Raw genomic sequence first — 23,218 nt, forward strand, 5'->3', positions numbered from 1 at the left:
AACTATCCTTCCCATTCGAGACTACATCCGAGTGTCCAGCCGGGCACCGGATTTGGTCAGTGCTCGACAGCACAGAAGCAAGTGCGCTCGAACGGGCAAACGCATGATTTTAGCATGTGGCCAGAGCTTCCCGAGCCTTGGCCTCAACCCACGAAGCGCGTCTATGTAGCCACGCCGAAAGGGCCCGGAACCCGGAGCAGACGGCCGAAGTAGCCCTTGCGAAGTCGCCTACGACTGAATTGTTGGAGCGCCTGTCCCTGGTGCTGGTGGCTGCGGCATCTGCGGTTGTGGCATCGCAACCGGTGCGGGAACCATGGTTTCAAAGCGCAGTTCCAGCCCGCCGATCCAGCCTGCGACCAGGTTGTAAACGAATGCACCGATCGCGCCGAGGATAAAGCCCATGGCCCCGTAAATGAACGGCGCGAAGAAGGCGAACACCACAAAGAACATGGGCGAAGGTTCATTCGCAGCCTTCGGAGCAAAACTCATGGCCAATGCCATGAGGACAAAAATGGGAATAAGCAGAAGGGAAAGTCCTGCATGAAGCAGTCCGGAAACTTTCGCTGCCGAGAGCACACCAACCGATTTCAGTCGCACCATTTCGTATGTCCTAAAAGTTAAGGTGCGGACATTTTGCTCTTATCACGGGTAAGTTGGCGACTTACTTTGGTGAGTCCGGCAGGGGGTCTTCAATGAGCGTCCCCGCAATATCGAATACGACCAGTTCAACGGCGCTCATGCGTAGAGGCTCCGCTCCACTTACTCACTAAACAGATCGGTGCCGTTGATCTCCCGCAGGATAGCCACCGCTTTCTCAACCGGGCAGCGCGGTATAAGAAACAGGTTGTTCACCGCTTCGCGAAGCTCCTCCATGCTCGATAGTGTCGCTTCCGTACTGGACGTTCCGCGATGTATCCGCATTGTCCTGTTCTTCAGTTCCACGGTGCGATCCGGAAAAATGCGGACGAGTCGAAGCAGTCCCATGAAGGTGCGTCCGCGCTGGAAGGAGTCGGTGATGATATTGCGGAAGAACTCGTAATCGCGACGCTCCTCATTGACGCGGTAGCCATGAACTTCGTTTCCGGCTGTGAATTCACGGCAGGCTAGACGCCCGTCTGCTGCACGCTCGAACACCCAGCGCATGTTTCCACGCTCAAACGCGTAGGGAAGGGAATCGAGCGGCACCGGTTCGAGAAACGGCGACGCATACCCCACGTCCACGTGCCAGGCGCGACCATCGAGGTTCACGCGAATACAGCTATGCACGTGTGGCGTGTTCATGTCCGCGCTCAGCAACTCGGCGTCGTAACCGCACTCGTGCAGAAGTTCGGCGAAGAACGGATTGCTCGTGTAACAGGTTCCGCCAAGATCGTGGTGCTGAATGTTGTCCAGAAATTCGGCAATGCCGATCGGGCGTCCGCGCTTTTCTTCTGCGAAAAGCAGCAGCTTGGAGACGTTCTCGAAAGGAATGCGATACAAGTGGGCCTGAATCAACTGCCGTAATCCATCGAGACCAGATGGCGGCGCTTCGAAACCGAGCAGGCGAAGATAGACGGTGAATGGATTCTTCGTCATTTCTGGGCCGGCTCAGAGGGAACGCCCTTCGAGTAGTTCTGCCCCAGTTTGCCGGAGTTGAACTCCTCCGACTTGCCGCGCGGAATGCTGAGCGATGTCCAATTCACGCTGCGGAAATACTTGGCGAGAAAGACGATCTGTCCCACGTGATACGAGTAATGCGCGATCTGCCGATTGATAGCCTGGAGCACCGAATGGGGCTCATTCCGCACTGTCACCGTCCGTGACAGGTCCTCCGGCTTCAGCGACTTGAGCGTCTCGAACACGATCGCCCAGCCCTCTTCCCACCAGCGCATCACATCCTCCCGCGTGGTCTTGCCTTCAAGCATGAATTCCTGGTCGCGGTGGCGATCAGGCTTCTCCCCGTCCGTAGTGAGGAAGTCGGTGAAGCGGGAGCGCATATTGCCCGCGATGTGTTTCACGATCAGCGCAACGGAATTCGACTCGGCGTCGATGATATGGAACAGTTGTTCGTCCGTCAGTTGCGCCATAGCGCCTTCGGCGAGCCGCTTATGCCCGCGCATCTGGCGATACGCCTCTTCGAGATAGTGGGCAGCGATATCCATATAGCTAGTTAAGATTTGCGCGCCGGACGTTTCGATTCGGATTTTCCCCGTCGTCCTCCGCTCGGAGATTCTACCCGGCCCCCTCCTCAGTCGCACGCTGAACTCACCTGGCAACTGGTGCTGAGGGCTGAATTTACGCTACTTGGCGGGCCGAATGCTATTCGCCAATCGTCCGGCGGGGAACACGTTCGCTGATGGCGCAGAGGATCTCGTAGGCGATCGTGTCCGCGAAGTGCGCATGGTGCCAGGCAGAAACCGAGCAGTGCTCGCTGTTTCCGATGACCAGCACTTCGTCACCGATCTGCGCGTCGGGTATCTCGGTCACGTCGATGACCGAAATGTCCATCGAAATGCGACCAAGAATCGGGGCGTACTTATCGCGAACGATGAATCGGCCGCGCCCTGACATACGCCGGTTCAGGCCGTCGGCGTAACCAATCGGAAGACCGGCAATGCGCGTTCTGCGGGTTGTAATGAACGTTCCGTTGTAGCCCACGTAGCGTCCGGGACCGACTTCGCGCAGCGAGATGATGCGCGTCTTCCACGAAAGCACCGGTTTAAGGTGGATCGGGTAGCCGGGGCCGCGCCCGCCACTCGCCCACGCGAAGCGCTGGATGTAGCCGTACATGGCAATTCCGGGGCGGACCATCAGATCGCGTGTCTCGGGATGGCAAATGGTGGCGGCGGTGTTTGCCATGTGAAAGTAGCGCGGAGTAAATCCATTTTTCAGAACAGTCTCGCGAACCTCGCGAAACCGCTCGCGCTGCGCTTCCACGTCCGGAGCGTCAACCACCTCGGCGGAAGCCAGGTGCGTGAACACACCTTCCAATTCCAGGTTCGGACACTGGCGAACCTGTTCGAGCACTTTCGGCAGATCCCAGACGTTCACGCCGAACCGTGTCATTCCGGTATCAACCTTCAGATGGAATCTCGATTTGCTGTTGCGTTTTTCAGCTGTCTTCTGAAGTGACTCAATCTGCCACGGATCCCACACTGCGGGCGTGAGATTGCGGGCGATGATTTCTTCCTCTTCTCCGTGCCAGAAACCCGTCATGAGCAGCATGCGGGTGTTTACGCCTGCGTCGCGGACCTGCGCACCTTCGTCGGTGGAGGTCACGCCCAACCACTCCGCGCCTTCTGCTTGCAAAGACCGCGCCACCGGCTCGATTCCGTGGCCATAGGCGTCGGCTTTGATGACGGCACAAACCGTGGTCTCAGGCCCGACCAGTTCTTTCATCGTGCGGAAATTGTGGCGAAGCGCGGAAAGGTTGATCTCCGCCCAGGTGGGACGCATGTCAGTTCTCGGTTCCGATTATAAGCAATGCGGCGACGTCTGACTGTTGTGTGAAGGTGTTCATCCTGCACCGGTGTGTAAGGCTGATGGCCGATAGTCACTGTTACCGAAGTTTGTGCCTCTTGTAAGGAGTGCGCAATTTTTCCAATAAGATTTACTTGACTGACGGGGGTTTTGGAATCAGATTACGTAGCGTCCCCCGGGCCATATAGGTGTTGCCAGTCGAGAGGCGTCGCGCCATGAAGTCCTTTTCGGTTGGCCGTTTCCCCCGCGGCTCTGTATTCGTTTTGCTTTTCTGTTTGTTCGGCGGACTGATTACCGCTCAGGACAATAACGCTCAACCTGCATTCTCTAAACGCACTCCGCAGCAGGCGCGTCCGTGCGACGTTCCCATCTACAAACAAACGAAGGCGTCCCCGGCGGTGCAGTTCGACTGCACGCGCCAGCTTAACTACCTCGGCATGTACTCTCCGGAAGGAGAGTTCCGCGCTGCGCCCAGGCACTCTCGGTGGTACAACGAAGCGGCGCCTACTCCCATTCCGAGCCAGTTGCGTCGTCCCGCGGCCGTCCCCCCATCGGTAAACCTTATGCCGCTCGAGCGCGTAGTGGAGAACTACGACGCGCGCTACCGTGCCGCGAAAATTGCCAAAGGCGAATCAAGACTCGTTGCCATGCGAGACGCCATCATCCGCTTCGCTTATGGTCGTGAACGCGCGTTGCAGGCACCGCAGCACGTTGTCACCGATTCCCGGGGACGCGTCATCATTTCCGATCATGCCGCCGCGGCCGTGCACGTGCTCGATGGCAAGATGTCATTTCGTATTGTTGGCGGACCACACCACAACACAGCTCTTCCCGACGGAATTGCCGTCGATGCGGACGACAACATCTATGTGTCGGATCCCGTACGCGGGCTGGTTGGCGTCTACGATCCGAACGGAAGGTTCCTCTATCACATCGGAAAGGTCGACGACGAGACGCTGTTTGAGATGCCCACCGGGTTGGCGATCGACAAGGCCGGCAAGCGTATCTACGTGCTCGACACTCCGCGCAACATGATCATGGTCATGGACTTTAGAGGTGCCATCCTTAATCGGATCGGCCGCGGAAAGCCGGTAGAGTTCAATCAACCGACCGAAATCGCGCTCCGTGACGGTGCGCTCGCGGTCATGGATTCCGGCGGCGCGCGCATTCAGTTGGTCGATCTGGAAGGAAACCTAATCAGCCAGTTCAAAACCGGTCTTTACAACGAACCGCAAACGAACCGCCATTTCGGCATCGCGATCGATGGCGACCAAAACGTCTACATGAGCAACCTGAAGGAATCGACGGTGAAGGTGTTCGATTCGAAGGGGAACGCCTTCAGCATCTTCGGACGGTACGGGCAGCAGGATGGGGAATTCAGTTCACCGTCTGGCGTATGGATCGACACTACGAGCCGTATCTACGTCGCCGACACAAATAACAGCCGCGTACAGGTTTTCCAACTCGCCGGAGTAGGGAATCATTCAGCGGGTACAAACTAGCAATCTCTCCTGATAGAAAAAGCGCGTGGTTCAAATCGCGCGCTTTGTGTGCCTGCTCTGTTGCGAATCTTAAAAGCTACTTACTGCACGCCGTAGTCGGTGCCGTCGAGATGAGATACCGACTCAAATCGAGTGTATTTGTGCAGGAAAGCCAGCTTCACCGTTCCCACCGGGCCGTTTCTTTGCTTCGCCACGATGAGTTCGGCCTGGCCCTTTAGTTCTTCCTTCTTCGATTCGTCCCGTTCGTACACTTCAGGCCGATAGATGAATCCGACCACATCGGCGTCCTGCTCGATCGAGCCCGATTCGCGAAGATCCGACAGTTGTGGCTGGTGCGCACCCGTTCGGCTCTCCGGAGCGCGGCTCAATTGCGACAGGGCAACCAGCGGCGCGTGCATTTCCTTGGCGAGTAACTTCAGCCCGCGCGACATCGCCGACACTTCTTCCGTACGGTTCGCGTATTTCCGCCCGCCCCCAGCTGGACCAGATGACATCAGTTGCAGATAGTCCACCACGATCAGGTCGAGGCGGCCTCCGTGTTCCTGCTTCAGGCGCCGGCATTTGGCCCGCATTTCCATGACGGAGATGCCGGGCGTGTCGTCGATGAAAATCGGTGCCTCCATCAGTTCGCCGACGGCATTCGAGAGTTTGCTGATTTCGTCGCGATTCAGGAACCCGGTACGCAGGTGATGCGAATCTACCCTTGCGTACGAACAGAGCATGCGCATCAGCAGCGATTCCCGCGACATTTCCAGCGAAAAGACCGCCACCACGGCCTTGTCTCTCACCCCGGCATTCTCGGCAATGTTCATTACGAACGACGTCTTGCCCATCGAAGGACGTGCCGCCACGATGATCAGGTCGCCCTTCTGCAGGCCGCTGGTCATTTCGTCCAGGTCGTCGTAGTGCGTTCTCAACCCGGTGATGCCGGCAGTCTGGTTGGTGATCCGCTGAACAATGTTGTGTTCGGTGACAATGTCAGAGATGGAGAAGAACCCGGTATCGCGGGCGTCTTCCGAAAGTCCGATCAGTCCCTGCTCGACGTCGTTAAGAATCGCCTCCACCGGCTCTGACTGCTCGATGGCCCTTGAGATTGACTGGTTCGAGAGATTGATCAGTCCCCTAAGCAGCGCCTTGTCTTTCACGATGCGAACGTAGTGCTGAATGTTCGCCCTTGGTGGTACGCCGTCGGTCAGCGAAGCCAGGTACGCCACACCCCCGACGGCTTCCAGTTGCTGCTGCTGCCGAAGTTCCTCGGATAGCGTGATGATGTCCACCGGACGGCTGGACTCCATCATTTCGCTTACCCGCGCAAAGATCCGGCGATGGGAATCGAGCGAAAATTCTTCGGCGCGCAGGGTTTCGGAAGCCTGGTAATAGGCCGCGTTGTCGAGGAGAATCGATCCGAGAATGGAGCGCTCGGCATCCATGCTCGAGGGAAGTCCGCGTTCGATGCTGTAGTCAGTCGTTGCCACTGGGGATTCTCAACCGCTCATTTGACTATCGCATTGGAATCCGTTCCGCACATCCGCAGAGTGTTGTTGAAAACTCGATTTCGTTGGAAAACGTGAAGAGAATTCACGCGAACACTCCCACCACCGATGGCAGATAGTTTACGCCTTTTCTTCGCCAAGCAAAGAAAAAACGAAAATGGCGGCGAAAGTTGCCCATAGTTCGGGCAAAAACGGCAGTTGCTTGGAGGGAGGAATTCCTATGTTGAAACCAGGGAGCGCGGCCATGCCAGCCACACGGCCGCGCCCATTTACAGATCTCCTGAGTCGCAAGTGCTGCACACATCGCCAGGGGAGTGTGCCCCCTGACGAAGAGCAGCGCGCGAGCCGACTCAAGCCACCTGAGGAATCCGAACCACAAACCCAAGTCACCTGCGAAAGTGACTTGCCGATTTCCGCTTCGTTACGTTTCCGCCACGCCGCGGCACACCCGGTTCGTGCTTCGAGTCCTTCAGGACAGCGAGCCCGGTTCTGAACCAGGGTCCCTTCGCTCGAAAAGGACCTGCTCCTCTCGCTCCGACCGCTGGCGCAATCGGAATCGGTTCTTGCATCGCCTTGGTTCAGCCCGAATCGCTTTCGCGTTCCAGGATCTCGCGCAAACGCTCAAGAGGTCTGCGCTCGCAGTGACGGGAGAATGCAACAGGTGTTGAGTACTCTCAACGGATAATCGTTGAACGATTGTGAAAAAACTGTGTGCGACAGGTGTAAGTTGTGGAAACAAGAGGAAAACGAGGCTGAAATCTCGGATCGGATCGGATCGGATCGGATCGGGAATAGAGGTCAGAGTTTCAAACGCTTGAAGACTCGTTCGGGAATGCTCTTGATCAGCGCCATGATCACGCGCCAGTACATCGGCACGTAAACGACGTCCTTTTGCTTCTGAATGGCACCGACGATGCTTTTTGCCACAGTTCCTGGTGAAGCAAACAGCGCGTTTTTTGGGATATGCGCTGTCATTGGAGTGTCTACGAACCCGGGCTTGATCGTCAGCACATGCACATTGAAGCGATATAAGCGATTTCGCAGGCCTTGTAGAAAGATGTCCAGCCCACCTTTCGAAGCGCCGTACACATAATTACTCTGTCGCCCGCGATCTCCGGCCACCGAAGAAATTACCGCGATCGTGCCGGCTTTTTGCTGCTCCATGACATTGGCAAAGCGTGTGAGTAGAGATACCACGCTGACGAAGTTTGTTTGCAGGACGTGTTCTGCTGCGCGGGCATCGCGTTCCGCCAGTTGCTGATCGCCGAGAATTCCGTAAGCGACGAATAGCAGGTCAACCGTTCCAAGCAGCGTTAGCGATTCGTCGATGAGCATCGCGTGTTTGTCAGTATCCGCGAGGTCACAGGCGCAGGTTGTCACGTGAGCACCGCTGCGCGTTCGAATGTCAGCTGCGACCGTGTTCAGGTTCTCACCATTTCTCGCGAGCAAATGAAACCGCGTCTCTGCGGTGGCCAACTCTTTCATCGCGGCCTGGGCAATGGCCGAGGTAGCTCCAAGCACGACGATTTTTCTAGGAAGCTCTCTCATTCTTACCTGTTCATCACGCGCCGCCAGAACGATGAGGAGAACGAGGGATCAACGAAACGAGCGAACTCCTCCCATTGCGGGTAGAACCGTCGAAACTGTTTCGCCGTCATGAATGCGTCTTTCGCAGGATAAACTCGGCCTCCCGCATCGGCGGTCATCTGGTTTAAGCGCTCTAGCAATGGCTCTGTGCGTCCGGCCTTCATCGGGAAGTCGAGTGCCAAGGTAATCCCCGGCATGGGAAACGACATCATCCCCGGAGATTTCAGGTTTCCACACACCTTAAGGACAGCAAGAAATGAAGCAAGCCCGGACTTTGCTATGACAGCGAGAATTTCGGAGATGGCCTCTGCGCTTGGAACGCAACACTGGAACTGTGTCAGCCCACGCTTTCCATAGAGTCGATTCCAACGCAAGATGGCATCGAGTGGATAGAAGAACGGCTCGTAATCGCTCGCAGTGCTGACGTGTTTGTGGAACTGCTTCCGGTAATACGCCGCGTTGAATGCTGCAACGGAATAGCGGTTCAGTGCGATGCTTGGAAGATCGCACGGAAACGTCAAACTGCGTTTACTCTTTCGTGCTGACAGGCTCTTTTGTGACGAATGATCGCCCGCCAAGAAGATGCCGCGCGCGAACTCCTTGCCGCTGGAAACGCAATCAACCCACGCTACTGTGTACTCGTGATCGGAGAGTTCCTTCGAGAGGACAACGAATTCGTTCAACCCCCGAAATTTCACGCTTTCTATGCTGATGCTGCGACCGCTCACTGGCCGCAACTGAATCTCAGCCCAAGTGATTAAGCCTGTAAGGCCAAGCCCGCCGATAGTGGCAGCGAACCCGTCCGGGTTAGATTCCGGGGAGCAGAACGCACGCGTTCCGTCACTGCGAACCAACTCGAAGCCCCGTACGAAACGGCCGAAGGTCCCAGCGACGTGATGGTTTTTGCCATGGACATCATTTGCGATTGCGCCGCCTACGGTGACGTATTTCGTTCCGGGTGTGACCGGCAAAAACCAGCCCCGCGGAACACTGAACTCGAGTATTTCCGCGAGCGAAACTCCCGCTTCGCAGCGAAGGACTCCCGTAGCTGGATCGAACGAAAGAAACCTGTTGAGACCGCGCGTGAGCAGAACGATATTGCCGTCGTTCAGGCAAACGTCACCGTAGCTTCGCCCCAGGCCCACGGGCAGCATGGCTTTGGAAAGAGATTTGACTGGAAACTCATTGCCCCAATTGAGCGCAACCTCGTCCTGGATCACTTTTGGATATCGACCCCAGGATTCAAAGCGCGACATGCTCTACCGGGCTCCAAGAATCAAGATGATTGCGGAGAATGCTCCTATCCAGATGCTGACGCGATCGGTGAGTGCAAAGACCACCGGGTCTTCATGCATTTCGCCCCGATGTGCAAGCAGCCAAACTCGATTGATCCAATACACGAGGACCGGAACAATAGCCCACAAGGCTTGTGGATGATGATATAAGCGCTGGACATCCGGACTACTGACGTACAGCACAAATATCACGACTGCGGCATAGGCACTGGCTGTGCCGAAGCTCCGCAATTGCTCGATATCGTCCACTCGATAACCTCTGTCATTTGCCGGCAAGGCATGTCTTTCCCGTAGGCCCTGCAACTCTTCGTAGCGTTTCACGATGGCGAGGCTGAGGAAGAAGAAGAGCGAAAACGACTCGAACCATGTGGACAACGGAACAGATGTCACAACACTGCCGCATATGATACGGATCGTATACAGTCCCGCGAGAACGAGTACATCCAAAATGGCGATCTTTTTCAGCAGGAACGAGTAAGAGATCGTGCCAACTAGATAGGCGCAAAGCATGTACGCGAATTTCGCGGGTTGCGTCGACGAGTACACTCCTGCCGCGCAAAGCAGCACCGCTGCAACTATTAACCCCGCGACCGGGCTTAGATCCCCAGCAGCAAAAGGTCGCTTCCGTTTCCGAGGATGCTGGCGGTCCGCCTCCATGTCCAGCATGTCATTCAGGATGTAGCCTGCGGACGCCACGAAACTGAATGCCACGAACGCAAGAAAACTGTTTATGAGCTTCGAACGGTCACCAAACTCGTGCGACAGAAAGAGAGGAAGGAAGATCAGCAGATTTTTTGGCCACTGCCGGGCGCGAATCGCCGACAGGATCGCCACCATCGTATTCTTGCGATGATTAAACTCCCTCTCGACGGCGATATTCTTCAGTCGTGCCTTCGCTGATGTTGCCCAACTGGCATTCGCCAGCATAGCCTTGTTCGCATTCTCGAGGATTGGCAGATCCTGATTCGAGTTCCCGATGTAGTCGAAACCTCCTTCGCCGAAACGCTCATTCAGAACGTGCAACTTGCTATATCCAGTGAGATTTCGCCGGTCATCGCTGCAGATCACCGACTCGAATATTCCGAGATGTCTGGCGACGCCGGATGCAATTTGATCATTCGCTCCCGTCGCAAGGTGTAGCTTCCTGCCTCGCGCGTGCTCATCACGAAGGTACTGGAGCAGTTCTTCGTTGTAGGGCAGACCTGATGGAGACAGTTGTATCTCTTTCGCGAGCGCAGCTTTGAATCCAGCCTTGCCTCGCAGGAGCCAGAAAGGCATTCGCAGAAGCAATTCCGGGCGTCGACGGACCGTCACCAGGCAGGCGTCGATAAGCAAGTCACTCTTCACCAGGGTCCCATCGAGGTCAACGCACAAAGGAACGTCTTTGGCCGGGGTTGTAACCGTATCGATGGTCTGCATGTGGACTCCGTCGCTTGCCTGCGATAAATGTGAGAGTAAGTTCGATAGCTACAGATTTCAATCGCTTCGCAGGTACTCCCTTATTACGGAAGGTCGTCAGGTTCGTAACTAGTGAATACCACATACTGCAGCTATATTTATTTACGTAACGCCAGAGACCGATACGACGCAGGACCTAGCCTTGCCAACCGAAGCAGATGTTGAACCACTCCCTACCAGGCGTACTCATGAGATCCTTCCCATCATATTCTGGGCACTATTTCTACAGCTATTCCTGCTGATCGCGGTTTCGTTCGTGATGCAATTTGGGCCGCTCTTCGTGACACGGTTTATCTTCGGCCTCGACTTCGCGGACTTTTACAATGCCGCTGGCGACTGGCTCGCCGGAATGGACCCTTATGCCCGCGGCAGGCTATATACGCCGCCGTCCTCGATCCTCGTTGGGTTGGCGTTTCATTGGACATCGTTCGCAATCGCACGCCTTCTGTTCTTCTTCATTAATATTGCTCTTGTATACGCTTCCTTAAGGGCGCTTTCACGCCAGTTCCAACTCACGCGCGCGAACGAATCCGCGCTGCTTGGAATTACCGCGGTCTTCTACCCATTCTACTTTCTGGTGGAACGTGGAAATCTCGACGGCATCATGCTGGCCCTTTTAGTGTTCGGCTTCCGAAGCCGAAATTCGCTGTTTCGCGCCGGTATGGTAGGAGCAAGCCTCGCGGTGAAGGTTTATACCGGGCTCATGGTCCTGGTGCTGTTACGTAAGCGTAGTTGGAAGGTGGCTGGGCTAGCCGTGCTTGTTGTGCTGTTGTTGCAGGTCCCATTCGCCGCGCTGGCACCCAATTTCATTCAGGCAGTTTCAGGGCGGTCCGAACTGTTCCGCATGGACGAAAACATCAGCCCTGCAGCCCTTTTTAAGCTAGTCCTGTTCGCGGCAGGCGGAGATTTTTGGAAGCTCGCATTCCTATTAACCTGGGCAGCCACCTTGCTGGTCCGTCTACTGCATGCCGGTGGCGGCGACCTTCGCGAGACGTGGCCGACGTTTGTGCCCTGGATGATCTCGTTTCCAATTGTGGTGTACCCATATTCGGGAGTGTTGGCCTTGAGCCTCGTTGCGCTGATTGCTGCTCACGCGCAACAGAGGAAAATCCTCAACTCAGAAGCCGTAGTGCTCATCGGTTTCGGGCTGCTGGGTTTCCAGGCGATCGCATGGACAGCTTTCGGCGCGAGAAGTGCTCTGGCACTCGTGCTGATCCACTCAATATGCTCACTCGGAACCTTGCTGATGTTGCTGGGTGCCTGCTGGTTGCCGCAGTATGGGAACAACGCTGAAGCTAGCTGACGCGACTTTCCGCGTCTTCGGTGGCGTCTTCATCGCGGAACAGCCCAAACTTCTTTAGCTTGTACCGCAAGGCATCACGACTGATGTCGAGCAGCTTGGCCGCCTGCGTCTGATTGTTCTTTGCCTGCCGCATTGCGATTTCCACGAGCGCTCGTTCTACTTCTTCCAGACTCGTGCCACCCTCCGGAATGCTGAGCGGCGGAAGGCTGCGCCCGTCTTCGAGTTGCTGTCCTCCACCGTTGACCGGAGTGCCGGAAACTCGCTCAAACGCCGTTGGCCCTGAGAGGTTCTGCCCGACGGCAAACGGCATGTACGTCGGGCGGAGAAACTCTTCTTCTTCCAGGATCATGGCGCGCTCAATCGCATTCTTCAGTTCGCGGACATTCCCCGGCCATTGGTGTCCCAGTAGCATCTTCCGCGTCTCTTCCGTAATGCCACGGACATTCTTCCGGAACTTCCGCGCGTAACGCTCGATGAAGAAGTCCACCATTGGCAGGATGTCATCGCGGCGTTCGCGCAACGGAGGCAGGAAAATCGAGATAATCGCCAGGCGGTAATAAAGGTCCTGTCGGAAGGTACCGTCTCGAACCGCTCGCTCCAGATCCCGGTTCGACGCGGCGATCACGCGTACGTTCACCTGCATGTCGCGAATGCCGCCGACGCGCCGGATCACCTGGTCTTCGAGCACGCGCAAGAGCTTTGCCTGGAGTAGCGGAGATAGCTCGCCGATCTCATCCAGAAATAGCGTGCCGCCATCGGAGACTTCAAACAGACCCTTCTTCATCGCCTTCGCGTCAGTGAAGGCGCCGCGCTCGTGACCGAACAATTCGGCTTCCATCAGCGTTTCGGGTATGGCGGAACAGTTCACCGCCACGAAAGGCTTTTCCTGGCGGGAGCTCTCGTAGTGAATAGACTTGGCGATCAGGTCTTTGCCGGTGCCGCTTTCGCCTTGAATCAAGATCGTGGAAGCTTCGCTCGCCGCAACCTTACGGACAAAGCCCATCACCTCCTGCATCTTCTTCGATTCGGCGATCACCTCGTGATACCCGGTGCGACGCCTCACCTCACCGCGCAGCGATTCCACTTCGTTCTTCAGACGGCTGGCTTCAAGGGCGTTGCGGACGGTTACCGAAAGCTCGTCGAAGTCGAGTGGCTTTCCGACGAAGTCGTATGCACCTAGCTTAAGCGCCTGCTTTACATCCTCAAGCTGAGGATCGGCGGTAATCATGATGACGGCGCGAGCGACATTGTTCTGCTTGATGTCCTGCAGCACTTCCAGTCCACTCATGTCCGGCAGACGCACATCCAGCAGTACCAGATCCGGAAGCTCGTTGTGAGCTAAGCGAATACCGCTGGCGCCGTCAGCGGCGTCCATGACCTGGTAGCCCCATTCCGAGCACTTCTGGCGAAGCGACCACCGGACGAGCTTCTCGTCATCAACGATGAGGACTTTTTCCAAGACTTTCCTTGCTGAATACTTTACTACGATCTAATCGGCCACGGCAGCAGCGGCATTACCGCGCGATATCGGCAGAATCATCGAAAATGTCGTGCCGTGGCCCACTTTGCTGCTGACTTCAAGCTTGCCTCCGTGGTCTTCCACGATACGTTTGGCCAAAGATAGCCCTAGTCCAGTGCCATGGCCCTTGGTGGTGAAGAATGGCCGGAAAATGTTAGGTAGAATCTCGGGCGGTATGCCGGGCCCCGTGTCCTTCACGTCTACAAACGCCAGTCCGCCTCTTACTTCCACCGTGACCGTCACCGTTCCGGGGCCATCCAGTGCTTGCATGGCATTCAGCACCAGGTTCAACAGCACCTGGTGGATTTGCGCCGTATCGTGTTCCACCATCGGCAAGTCAGGCGACTTAATGCAGTGAACCTTGATCGCTTTGGAAAGCGCCTGCTGGCGCGCAAAGATCACGGCGTGTTCCACTGTCGCGTTCAGGTCCGCGAACTGGAACTCCGGCGGTTTAGGCCGCGCAGTTTCGAGTAGGTCGGTGACGATACGGTTGATGCGCAACACTTCTTCGCGGACATCTTTCAGTACCTCCCGTGCCGGGCTGGTGGAGGGGAGGTCACGCCCCACGATGTCCATCACACCGGCGATTCCCGCCAGCGGGTTCCGGATCTCGTGCGCAAGTCCCGCTGCGACTTCTCCCATGGTGGCGAGGTGTTCGGCTCGGGACATCTGCGTACGATGAAGGCGCTCGATCTCCTCGCGGCTTTCGCGAAGCTGGCGCACCATTAGATTAAAATTCCGGCCCAGGTCTCCAAGTTCGTCGTTGCGCCGAGCAAACTCGACTGTGGCAGTCAGGTCGCCTTCACTTACTCGTCCGATCTTATCTTCCAGTTCCAGCATGGGCCGGCGGATCACCAGAGCCAAGGTGACGATCAGAACGAAGCAGATGACGAGTGCGCCGATTACGGCAACCAGAAGAATGGCGTGGCGCTCCGGGTCGGCGAACGAGGTTGTGGCCACCACGAACAGCAGTACACCGTTGAGAAGGGCAAGCACCACCGGCAGCAGTGTCTTGATTTCCCAACTCAGACGCACACTTCGACGAACAGCGCTGCGGTCCACAAAACTATCTTTCTGCTGGAAAGCGGTCCCCATTATCGACCTATTTATCGGCAGGCACAACGTGCGGCAGGTGAAAGCGCCGTTCGAGGAGATCCCGTCCCCGAACGGCGCAGAGTTATTGGTTAAGCGTAGGCGTGCAAGCCGGGCAGCAGGTAGGTGACGCCGAAGAACGTGAACATCACGACCGCGAAGCCGAGGATTGCAAAATAGGCCGCCCGCCGTCCGCGCCATCCTCGAGTCACGCGCATGTGCAGATACCCTGCGTACACGAGCCAAGTGATGGCAGCCCAGGTCTCCTTCGGATCCCAGCTCCAGTACGAGCCCCACGTGCGATTCGCCCAGTACGCGCCGGCCGCAATCATCAGCGTGAGCAGCGGGAATCCGATGCAGATCGTCTTGTAAGTGATCATGTCGAGGACGTCCGCGGTGGGCAAAAGACGCTCAAGATCGCGACGACGCCACACCATCATCAGGTAGAGCAGGGAAGCGAAGATGCCGGACACCAGTCCCGCCAGTACGAAGGGACTTGCCGCAAGGCTCGTCGTAAAGAGGCCTTCCGCATCGAGCGACGGATATGCGCCTTCACGCGCGCGAAGTACGAATGCCCCAAGCGCCACCGCCTGCAAGGCGATGCTCACGAACACTGCACGGCTGGCCAGCAGGAATTTGCTGTCGTCTTTCGTGACTCGGCCCCAGATGTACAGCACGATCGGCAAGGTCACGGCGATTAACACCACAACGAACAGCCATCCCAATTCGGGTATCGTCACCATCAGCCTGACCTTCGGCCCAAGGAACATCTCTTCCTTGTTCTGAAGGTCGTACGCGGTCACGCTCAGACCGCCCCACTTTTCGAAGCGCGTTCCGAGCAGCCCGGCGTAAATCGCTGCCGTAAAGGTGCTTGTCGCGACCTGGAAGGTTTCGGTCTTCATGTTGTCCTGGATCAGGAACATCATCGCCAGCGCAAAGCTCAGCGCGCACGCAGCATAGGACAACATGGCCAGTGTTACGTGAATGTGCAGCCAGGTCGATTGCAGCGCCGGAACCAGCGGCCGAACATCATTTGGCAGCAGTTGCATCAGTACCACGCCGACAACTGCGATCGGCATCGTGACCGTGCCGATCACTCGTACCTTGAACCGTTTCTCCGAAATCAGCGTCAGGCCTACGATCGTCCACACGAAGCTGAGCAGCATTTCGTAGATGTTGGCGAAAGGTGGGTGTCCGGCCATATACCACCGGTGCCCCGCCGCCGCCGTGGTTGCGATGAATCCAGCCCATGTCACCAGCGAGGCGACTTTCACATAACGGTCAATGCCCGTGACGCCAAACCCGATATAGAGAGCCGTCGCACCAGAGTAAAGAATTAATGAAACATAAAGAAGATTGCTTTCCGTAAAGAACTGAACCGGCGCGCCCGGCGTGGCGGGCTTCACGATATTCAAGAAAGCCACGAACAACAGGAACACAATGCCGAGTCCCACGGCTATCAGTAAGGCACTGCCTCCTGCCGGCGTTGTGTTTTCTTGTACCTTCACTCGAGACATATTTCCTCCGTCCTCACTCCTTAGGCCTACACTGAGGCCAACGATCTTTCTTCCCTGGTTACCGACGCCTGCAGTTGCAGTTCGCCGCGGATGTTCGCGGTAATCGTCTTGAATTCTTCCGCGAAGTGTTCGCGGTTCTTGTCAGCCTGCGAGCCAATCCACAGCGCCTGGCCAAGTTTCGGGTCGTTTACGACCACCGCCCAGTAGCGGCGATGGACGCAGTAGAAGGCCATCCCGAGGCCGAGTGCCATCAGGATGCAGCCTGCCCAAACCGCCCACTGACCCGGTTCGTACGACACCTGCAATCCGGTGAACGGTGCCACCGCGGCATCTCGATACGCGAACTCGTAACCTTCCACGTTTGTTTGGTTCAGGTTGGGTTGCGACGGGAAGAGCCACGCGGACTTCGCCTGCCCCTTCTGCACGACGCTCAACTCGATCGCGGGATTTGTGAACTCGCTCGACCGCTTGTAAATCTGGTTGTCCCGAATCACGAAATCCGGAATCACCGTTTCGATCTTCACGGTCGTATCGGCGTCGAGCTGCACCGGCGTGGTGCCAGCTAAAGTGATTTCTTTCGACTCCGCCGGGTTCTTCTGGTTCTTAACCGCCAGTGTCAGGTGATCAAGGTCTTCACTGTTCCCAAAGCTCGACTGGAAAAAGCGGATGCCGTCGCGAACCAACGGATCGTTGACTTCGATCTTCTTCTTCTGGACTTCCTGCCCGTTCTCGAAGACCGTCAAGTGCGACCACCATTGCTTTGGGCTGCCGTCGGAGTAGTTCTCACGCGCGCCGGTGTCGAAACGAATCGTGTAGGGAAGCTTGTGGATGCGTTTATCGCTGAGCTCCATCTCGCTCACCGACTCGCCCTTCTTCAGCATGATGAAGCCCTTGTATCCCCACACCGCGTCGATGATGCCGCCCATGAAAATCATTAAGAGGCTGGCGTGAATCACGTAAACCGCGAGCACTGAATAACGATTACGTTCAGCATAGAGTGCGGGTTCTGCGTTCGATCCCACTCGCTCCGGACGTAAGCCGGATTTCCGGAATGCGTTATCGGCGATGCTCAAAGCAGCAGCCGCATCGGGCACCGGAATCCGCTCCTGGATCGGTAATACTGCCCGGAAATGCGAATCAGTCTGCTTGTAAGGTCTGGTCAGAACTTTCCATGCGCGAGGAAAGCGGTCGATCGATACAAGAATGATGCTGACGGCCACCAGCGCCATCAGGATTGCAAACCACCAGCTATGGAAGACATCCGTGAATCCAAGCCGGTCCAGCCAAACCAGGGTCGTAGGGGAATAAGTGCGTTCAACCTGGTCAGCATCGGTGATCGGGCGCTGCAGCACGATGGTCCCGATCGCGGATGCAATAACCACCAATATAAGAAGAAAAACCCCGGTTTTGACCGAAGACAGTGTCCTTAGAACCTTATGAAGGGGGTTTTGAGTCGACATCGGTACCGCTCCTTTTCTCCGCGTAACCAGGTAAAGGTGCAACTCGGTTACCAGAAGCGCGGGGAGAATAACTTCTGAGCCTACTGTCAGTTCCACACTTTCTTGCTTGTGCTCTCCGCCAGCATCTTGGGGTTTTCACCCAATACAGTGTTGAGAACTACGCACCCCGCGTATGGACATAATCTCGAAGTTGCGACCAAACCTCATGTGAGTAACGTCACAAAATCTTGTGAGGTCAGTCATACGGTTACCCCTACCAAAAGAGTTCTCATTACCCCCAAGGCGAGGTCCCGAAATGGGACACATGGGTCCAGCAAAAAACCAAATCGTAAGTTCGGCGGAAGCCATGATTTTTCGCGGCCAATCCGCTCCTCGTTCGGCACTTACACGGTGCGTGATTTCACCGTCTCGCCTGCGGAAGATGGCCCATTTCCATTTTGGGAACAAACCCGCAGTTTCATTCTGGTCCGCCGCAAGCTCATTGATTCCAGCAACTTGCGCAAGTGCTGGATTTCACCACTGCTCCGGTACGGCACGTGCATTGAGGCTCTTGGGAGGAATGTTGTGAAGTTTCGTGGGTCCATTCTGGCAGCGATCGTCGTGATTCTCAGCACAGTCTCCTGGGCGGGCAAACACCCAGTCCCGCTGGAAGCCGGTGCGAAAGACGACACCTGCCTGCAGTGCCACGAAGACAAGACCAAGGGCACTGCCGTCCATACCGCGATGTCGATGGGCTGCTCGAGCTGCCACGAAGTCCGGGTTAACAAGGACATCACCCGGATGAAGCTGAAGGCAGCCAGCCCACAGGCTCTCTGCGTTACCTGTCACGCGGACAAGAAAGCGGCCGACCTTAACGGGACGATCCATCCGCCCGCGGTTCGCGGATGCATCAAGTGTCACGATCCACACAGCTCTCCTAATAAGAATCAGTTGTTGAAAGCCGATTCCGGCGAAAAAGGCCAGAACCTCTGCCTCGACTGCCACAAGCAGGGCGAGAACGTTCCTTCCGGCGGAAGCCGTCACGCTGCGCTCGACATGGGATGCTCCACCTGCCACGTCACCCACAAGGTCGGCGAAAAGGGCAAGCAGGAATTTGATTTCCACCTGACGAAGTCGGCCCCCGCGCTCTGTATCGATTGCCACGATCCAAAAGATTCGGCTCTGCAGAAAGCGCACCAGGATCAGCCGTTCGGCACCGCCAACTGCACGCAGTGTCACGATCCGCACCAGTCGCGGCTGCCCAAGTTGATGCAGGCGTTCACGCACAATCCATTCGAAAACAAGATGTGCGACACCTGCCACGCACCTGCAAAGGACGGCAAAGTCGTTCTAACCCAGCCCGACGCCAAGTCGCTCTGTGTTACGTGCCACGCCGAGCAGGCAGAGAAGATCGAAAAAGCCAAGGTTCAGCATCCGGGCGCGCAAGGCGACTGCACTTCTTGCCATAACGCTCATGCGGGCAGGTCCCCTGGCTTCATCCAGCCGAACCCGGTTAGCGCTTGCCTGACCTGCCACGATGCGCAGGCCGAGCAGATGAAGAAGAAGCACCTGCATCAGCCGGCCTTCGAGCAGGGATGCGCCACCTGTCACGAGCCGCACGGCGGCGATAACCTCCACCTGCTTCGCGCAGCGGACGCCAACACGCTCTGTCTCGAGTGCCATGGCCCGGAAGCTTCTCCGAAGCGCCTGCCTGCTGAGCATCTGGTCACCATTTTTGACGGCAAGGTGCGGCTGCCGGAGAACTACTTCGCTGATGTCGTCCGCTTGCCGATCAAGTACGGCTTGGGCCATCCGGTGGATAAACATCCGGTAAAGAGCCAGGCGGATCCGACCGATGCCACGAAGGCGCGGTTTGAAATCAACTGCGCGTCGTGCCACCAGCCGCACTCCTCGAAGGAACCGGGCCTGCTGGTTAACGATCAGGCCAACAATCTGCTGTTCTGCGCAACGTGTCACAAGGATTTGGGCAAATAGGAGTCAAGAAGATGTCGGCGGTTCAGAAAAACTCGGTTCACAAGGGAATCACAAAGACGGCGCTACTGGCTGGCCTGGTCATGATCCTTGTGCTGGCCGGGTCTCCGTGGCTTTACGGCAAGGACAAGAAGGAAAAAGGGAAAAAAGGACAGCCTGCCGAGTCGGAGTTGGTCAGCAAGAATCGACTCTTCCTCGAGAATCTCGATCTTTCCAAGATCGTATGGCCCAATCCTCCCGCGATTACGCGGATTAAGTATCTGAATTACTGGTCCGGCGAAAAATGGGTTCCTCCAACCCAGGTGAAGAAAAAGGCAAGCTGGATGGAACGCGTGTCCGGTATCGCAACCGGTCAGGCCCCCGGCTCAGGCAAGGCGCGTTGGCAACTCGTGGTTCCGAATGGAATCGCCGTCGATTCCAAGGGCCGTGTCTATATCGCCGATAGCAAAGTCCGCGCCATCTTCATCGTCAACATGGAAACCGGCGAGTACGAAATGATCAAGAACGGGGTCGAAGCCCGGTTCCAGTGGGTGCTCGGCCTCGCCATCGACGACTCGGACCGCCTCTTCGTTTCTGACAGCGGCATGCGCCGCGTGCTCGTATTCGATCCCCAGCGCAAAGTAGAAGGCTCAATTGCGGAAGGTCTTCATGATCCCGGTGGTCTTGCGATCGATAACGAGAATCGACTGCTCTATGTCACCGATGCCGAGCAGGATCTGGTCTTGGTGTACGACGCCGACCCGCCCTACAAACTGTTACGCAAGATCGGTACTCCCGGCCTGAAGCACACTTCCACCAAGCCAGGCGAATTTTCCAAGCCAACAGGAGTGGCCGTAGATCAGGACGGTAACCTCTTCGTCGCCGATACGTGGAACAACCGCATTGAGGTCTTTGACTCCGAAGGCAATTTCATCCGCACCTTCGGACGCGCAGGCGATGGCCCCGGCTACTTCGCCCGGCCAAAGGGCGTTTCCATCGACGCCGACGGTCACGTCTGGGTTGCCGACGCGATGCAGGACCGCGTGCAGGTCTTCACGCCCGAAGGGCGACTGCTCATCTGGATGGGCGGCCACGGCAAGCTACCGGGTCAGTTCGAAAGCCTGGCCAATGTTTACGTCGACAAAGACAACCGCGTGATCACCACGGAACAGTTTGCCGGACGCGCGCAAATGTTCCGTTATGTCACCAATGCCGAGGCGCTAGCTGAAAAGGAACGCCGCGACGAGGAAGCGAAGAAGAAGGCGGAAGAACGCCGCTCGAGCGCTACGAAAAGTTCTCCGGACGCAAAGCCGGAATAGAGATTGACTGTTGGTACTTGCAGTCATACCGGGCCCGGCACATCGGAACCGGTGCAGTAAGCAGTAGCAGTTTACATAGACGTTGCAGTGAATATCAGGAGGTCTTTTAGCAATGAAGAAACTTATGATCGTCGTCCTCGCTATGCTGGTGATGACCAGTCTCGCGATGGCGCAGTTCACCCCAGGCACATATGCCAGCCCGGTGGGCGGCGTGACTGGCGGTATTCAGTTCAACATCGATAAATTGGGTGCGCACCAGAACGGCGGACGCGGTTGCGTCGGCTGCCATGCTCCGCACAGCGGTGCCCGTGGTAACGGCGGCACCCTGCAGTGGAATGGTACTGACTACGTATCCGTGGCTGTGGAAGGCGACTCTGGCGACCTGGCCCTCTGGGGGCAGGACCTTGGTCCGATCTACAACGCCACTCTGAACTTCCCCACGGGCGACCTCAGCATCACCGAGACTTCGCCTGAGCGCCAGATCACGGGCGTTGCCATGTGCTTGTCCTGCCACGACGGAAACGTCGCAAAGGGCGCCATGATGACGAACCAGTCCTTCGAGCAGTCGGCTGGCCTGTTGCCTGCTGGCTACGGCGAGCAGCCGATCCCGACCCTCCTCGGTGCGGACGGCGGCACGTTCGGAAACTATGAAAACGATCACCCGGTGGGCCCAGGAGCGAATCTTGGAACCCTCGGCGGTATCAAGGCTTCGACGAACTTGCTGGCGATCGCCACCAACTCCAGCGGCGCGAAGTACATCAGCACCGGCACCTCCTTCACCGGCAGCGCTCTCGAAGAGTTCCGCAAGAACTACGGCCTGCCGACGATCACCGGCGCGCGCGTAGGCGCGGGCTGGGCGGTCGACGACGATGCCACCTCTGTGGATCAGGCTTATGTGGTTTGCACCACCTGCCACACGCCCCACAGCATGTACACCGCTTCGGCCAGCTCGACGAATCCTATCGCCACGCTGACCAAGGGCACGTTCCCGAGCTACTTCTTCATCGCAGCTCCCTACAACCCGGGCGCGGACGTTGCCGGTGGAACCAAGGCCTCTTCGGCCACTCAGTTCTGCCGTCAGTGCCACTTCACGGGTGCGGGTGGTTCGAACGAAGGCTCCGGAATCAGCATTCCGACCGCGTTCTAATTGCCGTACTTAAGGGGGAGGATCTCCTCCCCCTTGTTTCACTTCGCTGGTGAAGCAGTAAAGAGGATTTATGCGATTTAAGGTTCTGGTAGTTACATTGACGGCGGCAGCTGCGACGCTTGCGTCAGCGCAGGTTTCATCTCACGCGCCCGTTGCTTCTCACGCACCCACCGTGAAGGCACAAGCCAAGCAAAATCCCAACTCAATCGTCGCCATGGCAGCCAAACCAGTTGCTCGCGTCAATGGCGCAGTGCTCACCGAAATCGACCTGCAGCGCGAAATGGAGATGATGTTTCCTTACGCCCAGCAGCATGGCGGCGTGCCGAAGTCCATGGAACCGCAGATCCGCAAAGGCGCCATGGATATGCTGATTTTTGAGGAGTTGCTCTACCAGGAAGCGAAACGTAAGAACGTTCAGGTCGCCCCAGCTCGCCTCGCCAAGGCCGAAGCCGCGTTTCGCAAGCAGTTCCCGGATAAGAAGGTTTATCAGGATTATCTGAAAATCGAATTCAACGGTTCTACCCAGGTTCTGCGAGAGAAGATTCGCCGCTCTCTGCTGATCGAGAAGATGCTGTCGACGGAAGTGAACCAGAAGTCGCGCGTAACGGCAGCCCAGGCGAAAGAATATTACAACAAAAACCCCAAGCTGTTCGATCGTCCGGAAACGTTCAGTATCCAGACCATCTCGATCATTCCGCCCGAGAACGCGTCGGCCGATGTTAACGCCGAAGCCAAGCGGAAGATCGCCAGTATTCTCAAGCTCGCTCGCCAGACCAAAACCAAGCGTGAGTTCGGCATCCTCGCTGAGCAGGTATCCGAAGACGACTGGCGCATGAAACTCGGTGACCGTGGCACCGTGCTTGCTCCGAACCTGCCACCCGAGATCGTCAAGGCTGCGCGCGCCATGAAGCCGGAAACCGTCAGCGATATCGTCCAACTCGGCCGTGCCTATGTCGTGTTCCGCATGAACGAACACAAGCCCGCGGGACGCATTCCCTTTGCGGATGTGAAAGCGAAACTGCAATCGGACTTGCAGAAGGTCAGGCTCGAAGAACGTCGCGCCGAGTTGCACAAGACGTTGCGTAAGAACGCCACCGTAGAAGTGTTGTAAGGCCGC

Annotated in this window: 18 protein-coding genes; 6 read left to right on the plus strand and 12 right to left on the minus strand. The window is 56.9% G+C overall.

The genetic code is table 11. The features are described 5' to 3' along the window. Positions 1-228: 228 nt before the first annotated feature. From VN577_12585 to alr, 4 genes are all read right to left on the minus strand, one after another. The gene (locus VN577_12585) at positions 229-600 is read right to left on the minus strand and encodes a hypothetical protein (protein HWR15660.1); all 372 of its coding nucleotides are present in this window, start codon (positions 598-600) and stop codon (positions 229-231) included. A 159-nt stretch (positions 601-759) separates the two neighbouring features. After that, complete coding sequence (locus VN577_12590) at positions 760-1,575, minus strand: arylamine N-acetyltransferase (GenBank protein ID HWR15661.1); 816 nt, start codon at positions 1,573-1,575, stop codon at positions 760-762. Beyond that, a complete protein-coding gene (locus VN577_12595) occupies positions 1,572-2,141 on the minus strand; it encodes a DinB family protein (GenBank protein HWR15662.1) in 570 nt (189 codons plus the stop codon). The genes VN577_12590 and VN577_12595 overlap by 4 nt, the downstream gene beginning before the upstream one ends. 157 nt (positions 2,142-2,298) lie before the next feature. Beyond that, entirely contained in the window at positions 2,299-3,435 is a 1,137-nt protein-coding gene (gene alr / locus VN577_12600; protein ID HWR15663.1) for an alanine racemase, read from the minus strand. Positions 3,436-3,674: 239 nt separating this feature from the next. Between alr and VN577_12605 the strand changes: the two genes are divergently transcribed. Beyond that, entirely contained in the window at positions 3,675-4,961 is a 1,287-nt protein-coding gene (locus tag VN577_12605; protein ID HWR15664.1) for a hypothetical protein, read from the plus strand. Between the two features lie 80 nt (positions 4,962-5,041). On the opposite strand, the gene dnaB is transcribed toward VN577_12605, so the two are convergent. From dnaB to VN577_12625, 4 genes are all read right to left on the minus strand, one after another. Continuing rightward, positions 5,042-6,436, minus strand: coding sequence for a replicative DNA helicase (gene dnaB / locus VN577_12610; GenBank protein ID HWR15665.1), 1,395 nt, complete (start codon positions 6,434-6,436; stop codon positions 5,042-5,044). Between the two features lie 816 nt (positions 6,437-7,252). After that, positions 7,253-8,002 carry an SDR family oxidoreductase gene (locus VN577_12615; protein HWR15666.1) on the minus strand — a complete coding sequence of 250 codons (750 nt, stop codon included), beginning with the start codon at positions 8,000-8,002 and terminating at the stop codon, positions 7,253-7,255. Positions 8,003-8,004: 2 nt separating this feature from the next. Next, positions 8,005-9,297 (minus strand): FAD-binding oxidoreductase, encoded by a 1,293-nt coding sequence (locus VN577_12620; protein HWR15667.1) that lies wholly within the window; start codon positions 9,295-9,297, stop codon positions 8,005-8,007. Positions 9,298-9,300: 3 nt separating this feature from the next. Then, positions 9,301-10,755: a UbiA family prenyltransferase gene (locus VN577_12625; protein ID HWR15668.1), complete on the minus strand. Its 1,455-nt coding sequence runs from the start codon at positions 10,753-10,755 to the stop codon at positions 9,301-9,303. Positions 10,756-10,936: 181 nt separating this feature from the next. Between VN577_12625 and VN577_12630 the strand changes: the two genes are divergently transcribed. Beyond that, positions 10,937-12,097, plus strand: coding sequence for a glycosyltransferase family 87 protein (locus VN577_12630; GenBank protein HWR15669.1), 1,161 nt, complete (start codon positions 10,937-10,939; stop codon positions 12,095-12,097). Here the strand turns inward: VN577_12630 and VN577_12635 are convergent. From VN577_12635 to VN577_12650, 4 genes are all read right to left on the minus strand, one after another. Further along, a complete protein-coding gene (locus tag VN577_12635; GenBank protein HWR15670.1) occupies positions 12,090-13,556 on the minus strand; it encodes a sigma-54 dependent transcriptional regulator in 1,467 nt (488 codons plus the stop codon). The genes VN577_12630 and VN577_12635 overlap by 8 nt on opposite strands. Before the next feature lie 30 nt (positions 13,557-13,586). Beyond that, positions 13,587-14,711, minus strand: a complete 1,125-nt coding sequence (locus tag VN577_12640; protein ID HWR15671.1) for an ATP-binding protein — start codon at positions 14,709-14,711, stop codon at positions 13,587-13,589. An 89-nt stretch (positions 14,712-14,800) separates the two neighbouring features. Next, positions 14,801-16,225 carry a c-type cytochrome biogenesis protein CcsB gene (gene ccsB, locus VN577_12645; protein HWR15672.1) on the minus strand — a complete coding sequence of 475 codons (1,425 nt, stop codon included), beginning with the start codon at positions 16,223-16,225 and terminating at the stop codon, positions 14,801-14,803. A 26-nt stretch (positions 16,226-16,251) separates the two neighbouring features. Then, positions 16,252-17,685 (minus strand): cytochrome c biogenesis protein ResB, encoded by a 1,434-nt coding sequence (locus VN577_12650; GenBank protein HWR15673.1) that lies wholly within the window; start codon positions 17,683-17,685, stop codon positions 16,252-16,254. Positions 17,686-18,249: 564 nt separating this feature from the next. On the opposite strand from VN577_12650, the gene VN577_12655 reads away from it, so the two are divergent. From VN577_12655 to VN577_12670, 4 genes are all read left to right on the plus strand, one after another. Continuing rightward, on the plus strand, positions 18,250-19,659 hold the full coding sequence (locus tag VN577_12655; GenBank protein HWR15674.1) for a cytochrome c3 family protein: 1,410 nt from the start codon (positions 18,250-18,252) through the stop codon (positions 19,657-19,659). An 11-nt stretch (positions 19,660-19,670) separates the two neighbouring features. Beyond that, a complete protein-coding gene (locus tag VN577_12660; GenBank protein ID HWR15675.1) occupies positions 19,671-20,954 on the plus strand; it encodes an SMP-30/gluconolactonase/LRE family protein in 1,284 nt (427 codons plus the stop codon). A gap of 112 nt (positions 20,955-21,066) precedes the next feature. Next, the gene (locus VN577_12665) at positions 21,067-22,101 is read left to right on the plus strand and encodes a hypothetical protein (protein ID HWR15676.1); all 1,035 of its coding nucleotides are present in this window, start codon (positions 21,067-21,069) and stop codon (positions 22,099-22,101) included. A 70-nt stretch (positions 22,102-22,171) separates the two neighbouring features. Continuing rightward, the gene (locus tag VN577_12670) at positions 22,172-23,212 is read left to right on the plus strand and encodes a peptidylprolyl isomerase (protein HWR15677.1); all 1,041 of its coding nucleotides are present in this window, start codon (positions 22,172-22,174) and stop codon (positions 23,210-23,212) included. Positions 23,213-23,218: the final 6 nt, after the last annotated feature.

This window comes from Terriglobales bacterium, assembly GCA_035561515.1.
GTDB lineage: Bacteria > Acidobacteriota > Terriglobia > Terriglobales > Acidobacteriaceae > DATMXP01.

What these genes read in the sequence shown, in the direction of transcription:
- VN577_12670 (HWR15677.1), top strand. Translation starts at nt 22,172, where the DNA reads ATGCGATTTAAGGTTCTGGTAGTTACATTGACGGCGGCAGCTGCGACG.
- alr (HWR15663.1), bottom strand. Translation starts at nt 3,435, where the DNA reads ATGCGTCCCACCTGGGCGGAGATCAACCTTTCCGCGCTTCGCCACAAT.
- VN577_12640 (HWR15671.1), bottom strand. Translation starts at nt 14,711, where the DNA reads ATGGGGACCGCTTTCCAGCAGAAAGATAGTTTTGTGGACCGCAGCGCT.
- VN577_12590 (HWR15661.1), bottom strand. Translation starts at nt 1,575, where the DNA reads ATGACGAAGAATCCATTCACCGTCTATCTTCGCCTGCTCGGTTTCGAA.
- VN577_12665 (HWR15676.1), top strand. Translation starts at nt 21,067, where the DNA reads ATGAAGAAACTTATGATCGTCGTCCTCGCTATGCTGGTGATGACCAGT.
- ccsB (HWR15672.1), bottom strand. Translation starts at nt 16,225, where the DNA reads ATGTCTCGAGTGAAGGTACAAGAAAACACAACGCCGGCAGGAGGCAGT.
- VN577_12620 (HWR15667.1), bottom strand. Translation starts at nt 9,297, where the DNA reads ATGTCGCGCTTTGAATCCTGGGGTCGATATCCAAAAGTGATCCAGGAC.
- VN577_12605 (HWR15664.1), top strand. Translation starts at nt 3,675, where the DNA reads ATGAAGTCCTTTTCGGTTGGCCGTTTCCCCCGCGGCTCTGTATTCGTT.
- VN577_12660 (HWR15675.1), top strand. Translation starts at nt 19,671, where the DNA reads ATGTCGGCGGTTCAGAAAAACTCGGTTCACAAGGGAATCACAAAGACG.
- VN577_12585 (HWR15660.1), bottom strand. Translation starts at nt 600, where the DNA reads ATGGTGCGACTGAAATCGGTTGGTGTGCTCTCGGCAGCGAAAGTTTCC.
- VN577_12595 (HWR15662.1), bottom strand. Translation starts at nt 2,141, where the DNA reads ATGGATATCGCTGCCCACTATCTCGAAGAGGCGTATCGCCAGATGCGC.
- VN577_12625 (HWR15668.1), bottom strand. Translation starts at nt 10,755, where the DNA reads ATGCAGACCATCGATACGGTTACAACCCCGGCCAAAGACGTTCCTTTG.
- VN577_12615 (HWR15666.1), bottom strand. Translation starts at nt 8,002, where the DNA reads ATGAGAGAGCTTCCTAGAAAAATCGTCGTGCTTGGAGCTACCTCGGCC.
- VN577_12650 (HWR15673.1), bottom strand. Translation starts at nt 17,685, where the DNA reads ATGTCGACTCAAAACCCCCTTCATAAGGTTCTAAGGACACTGTCTTCG.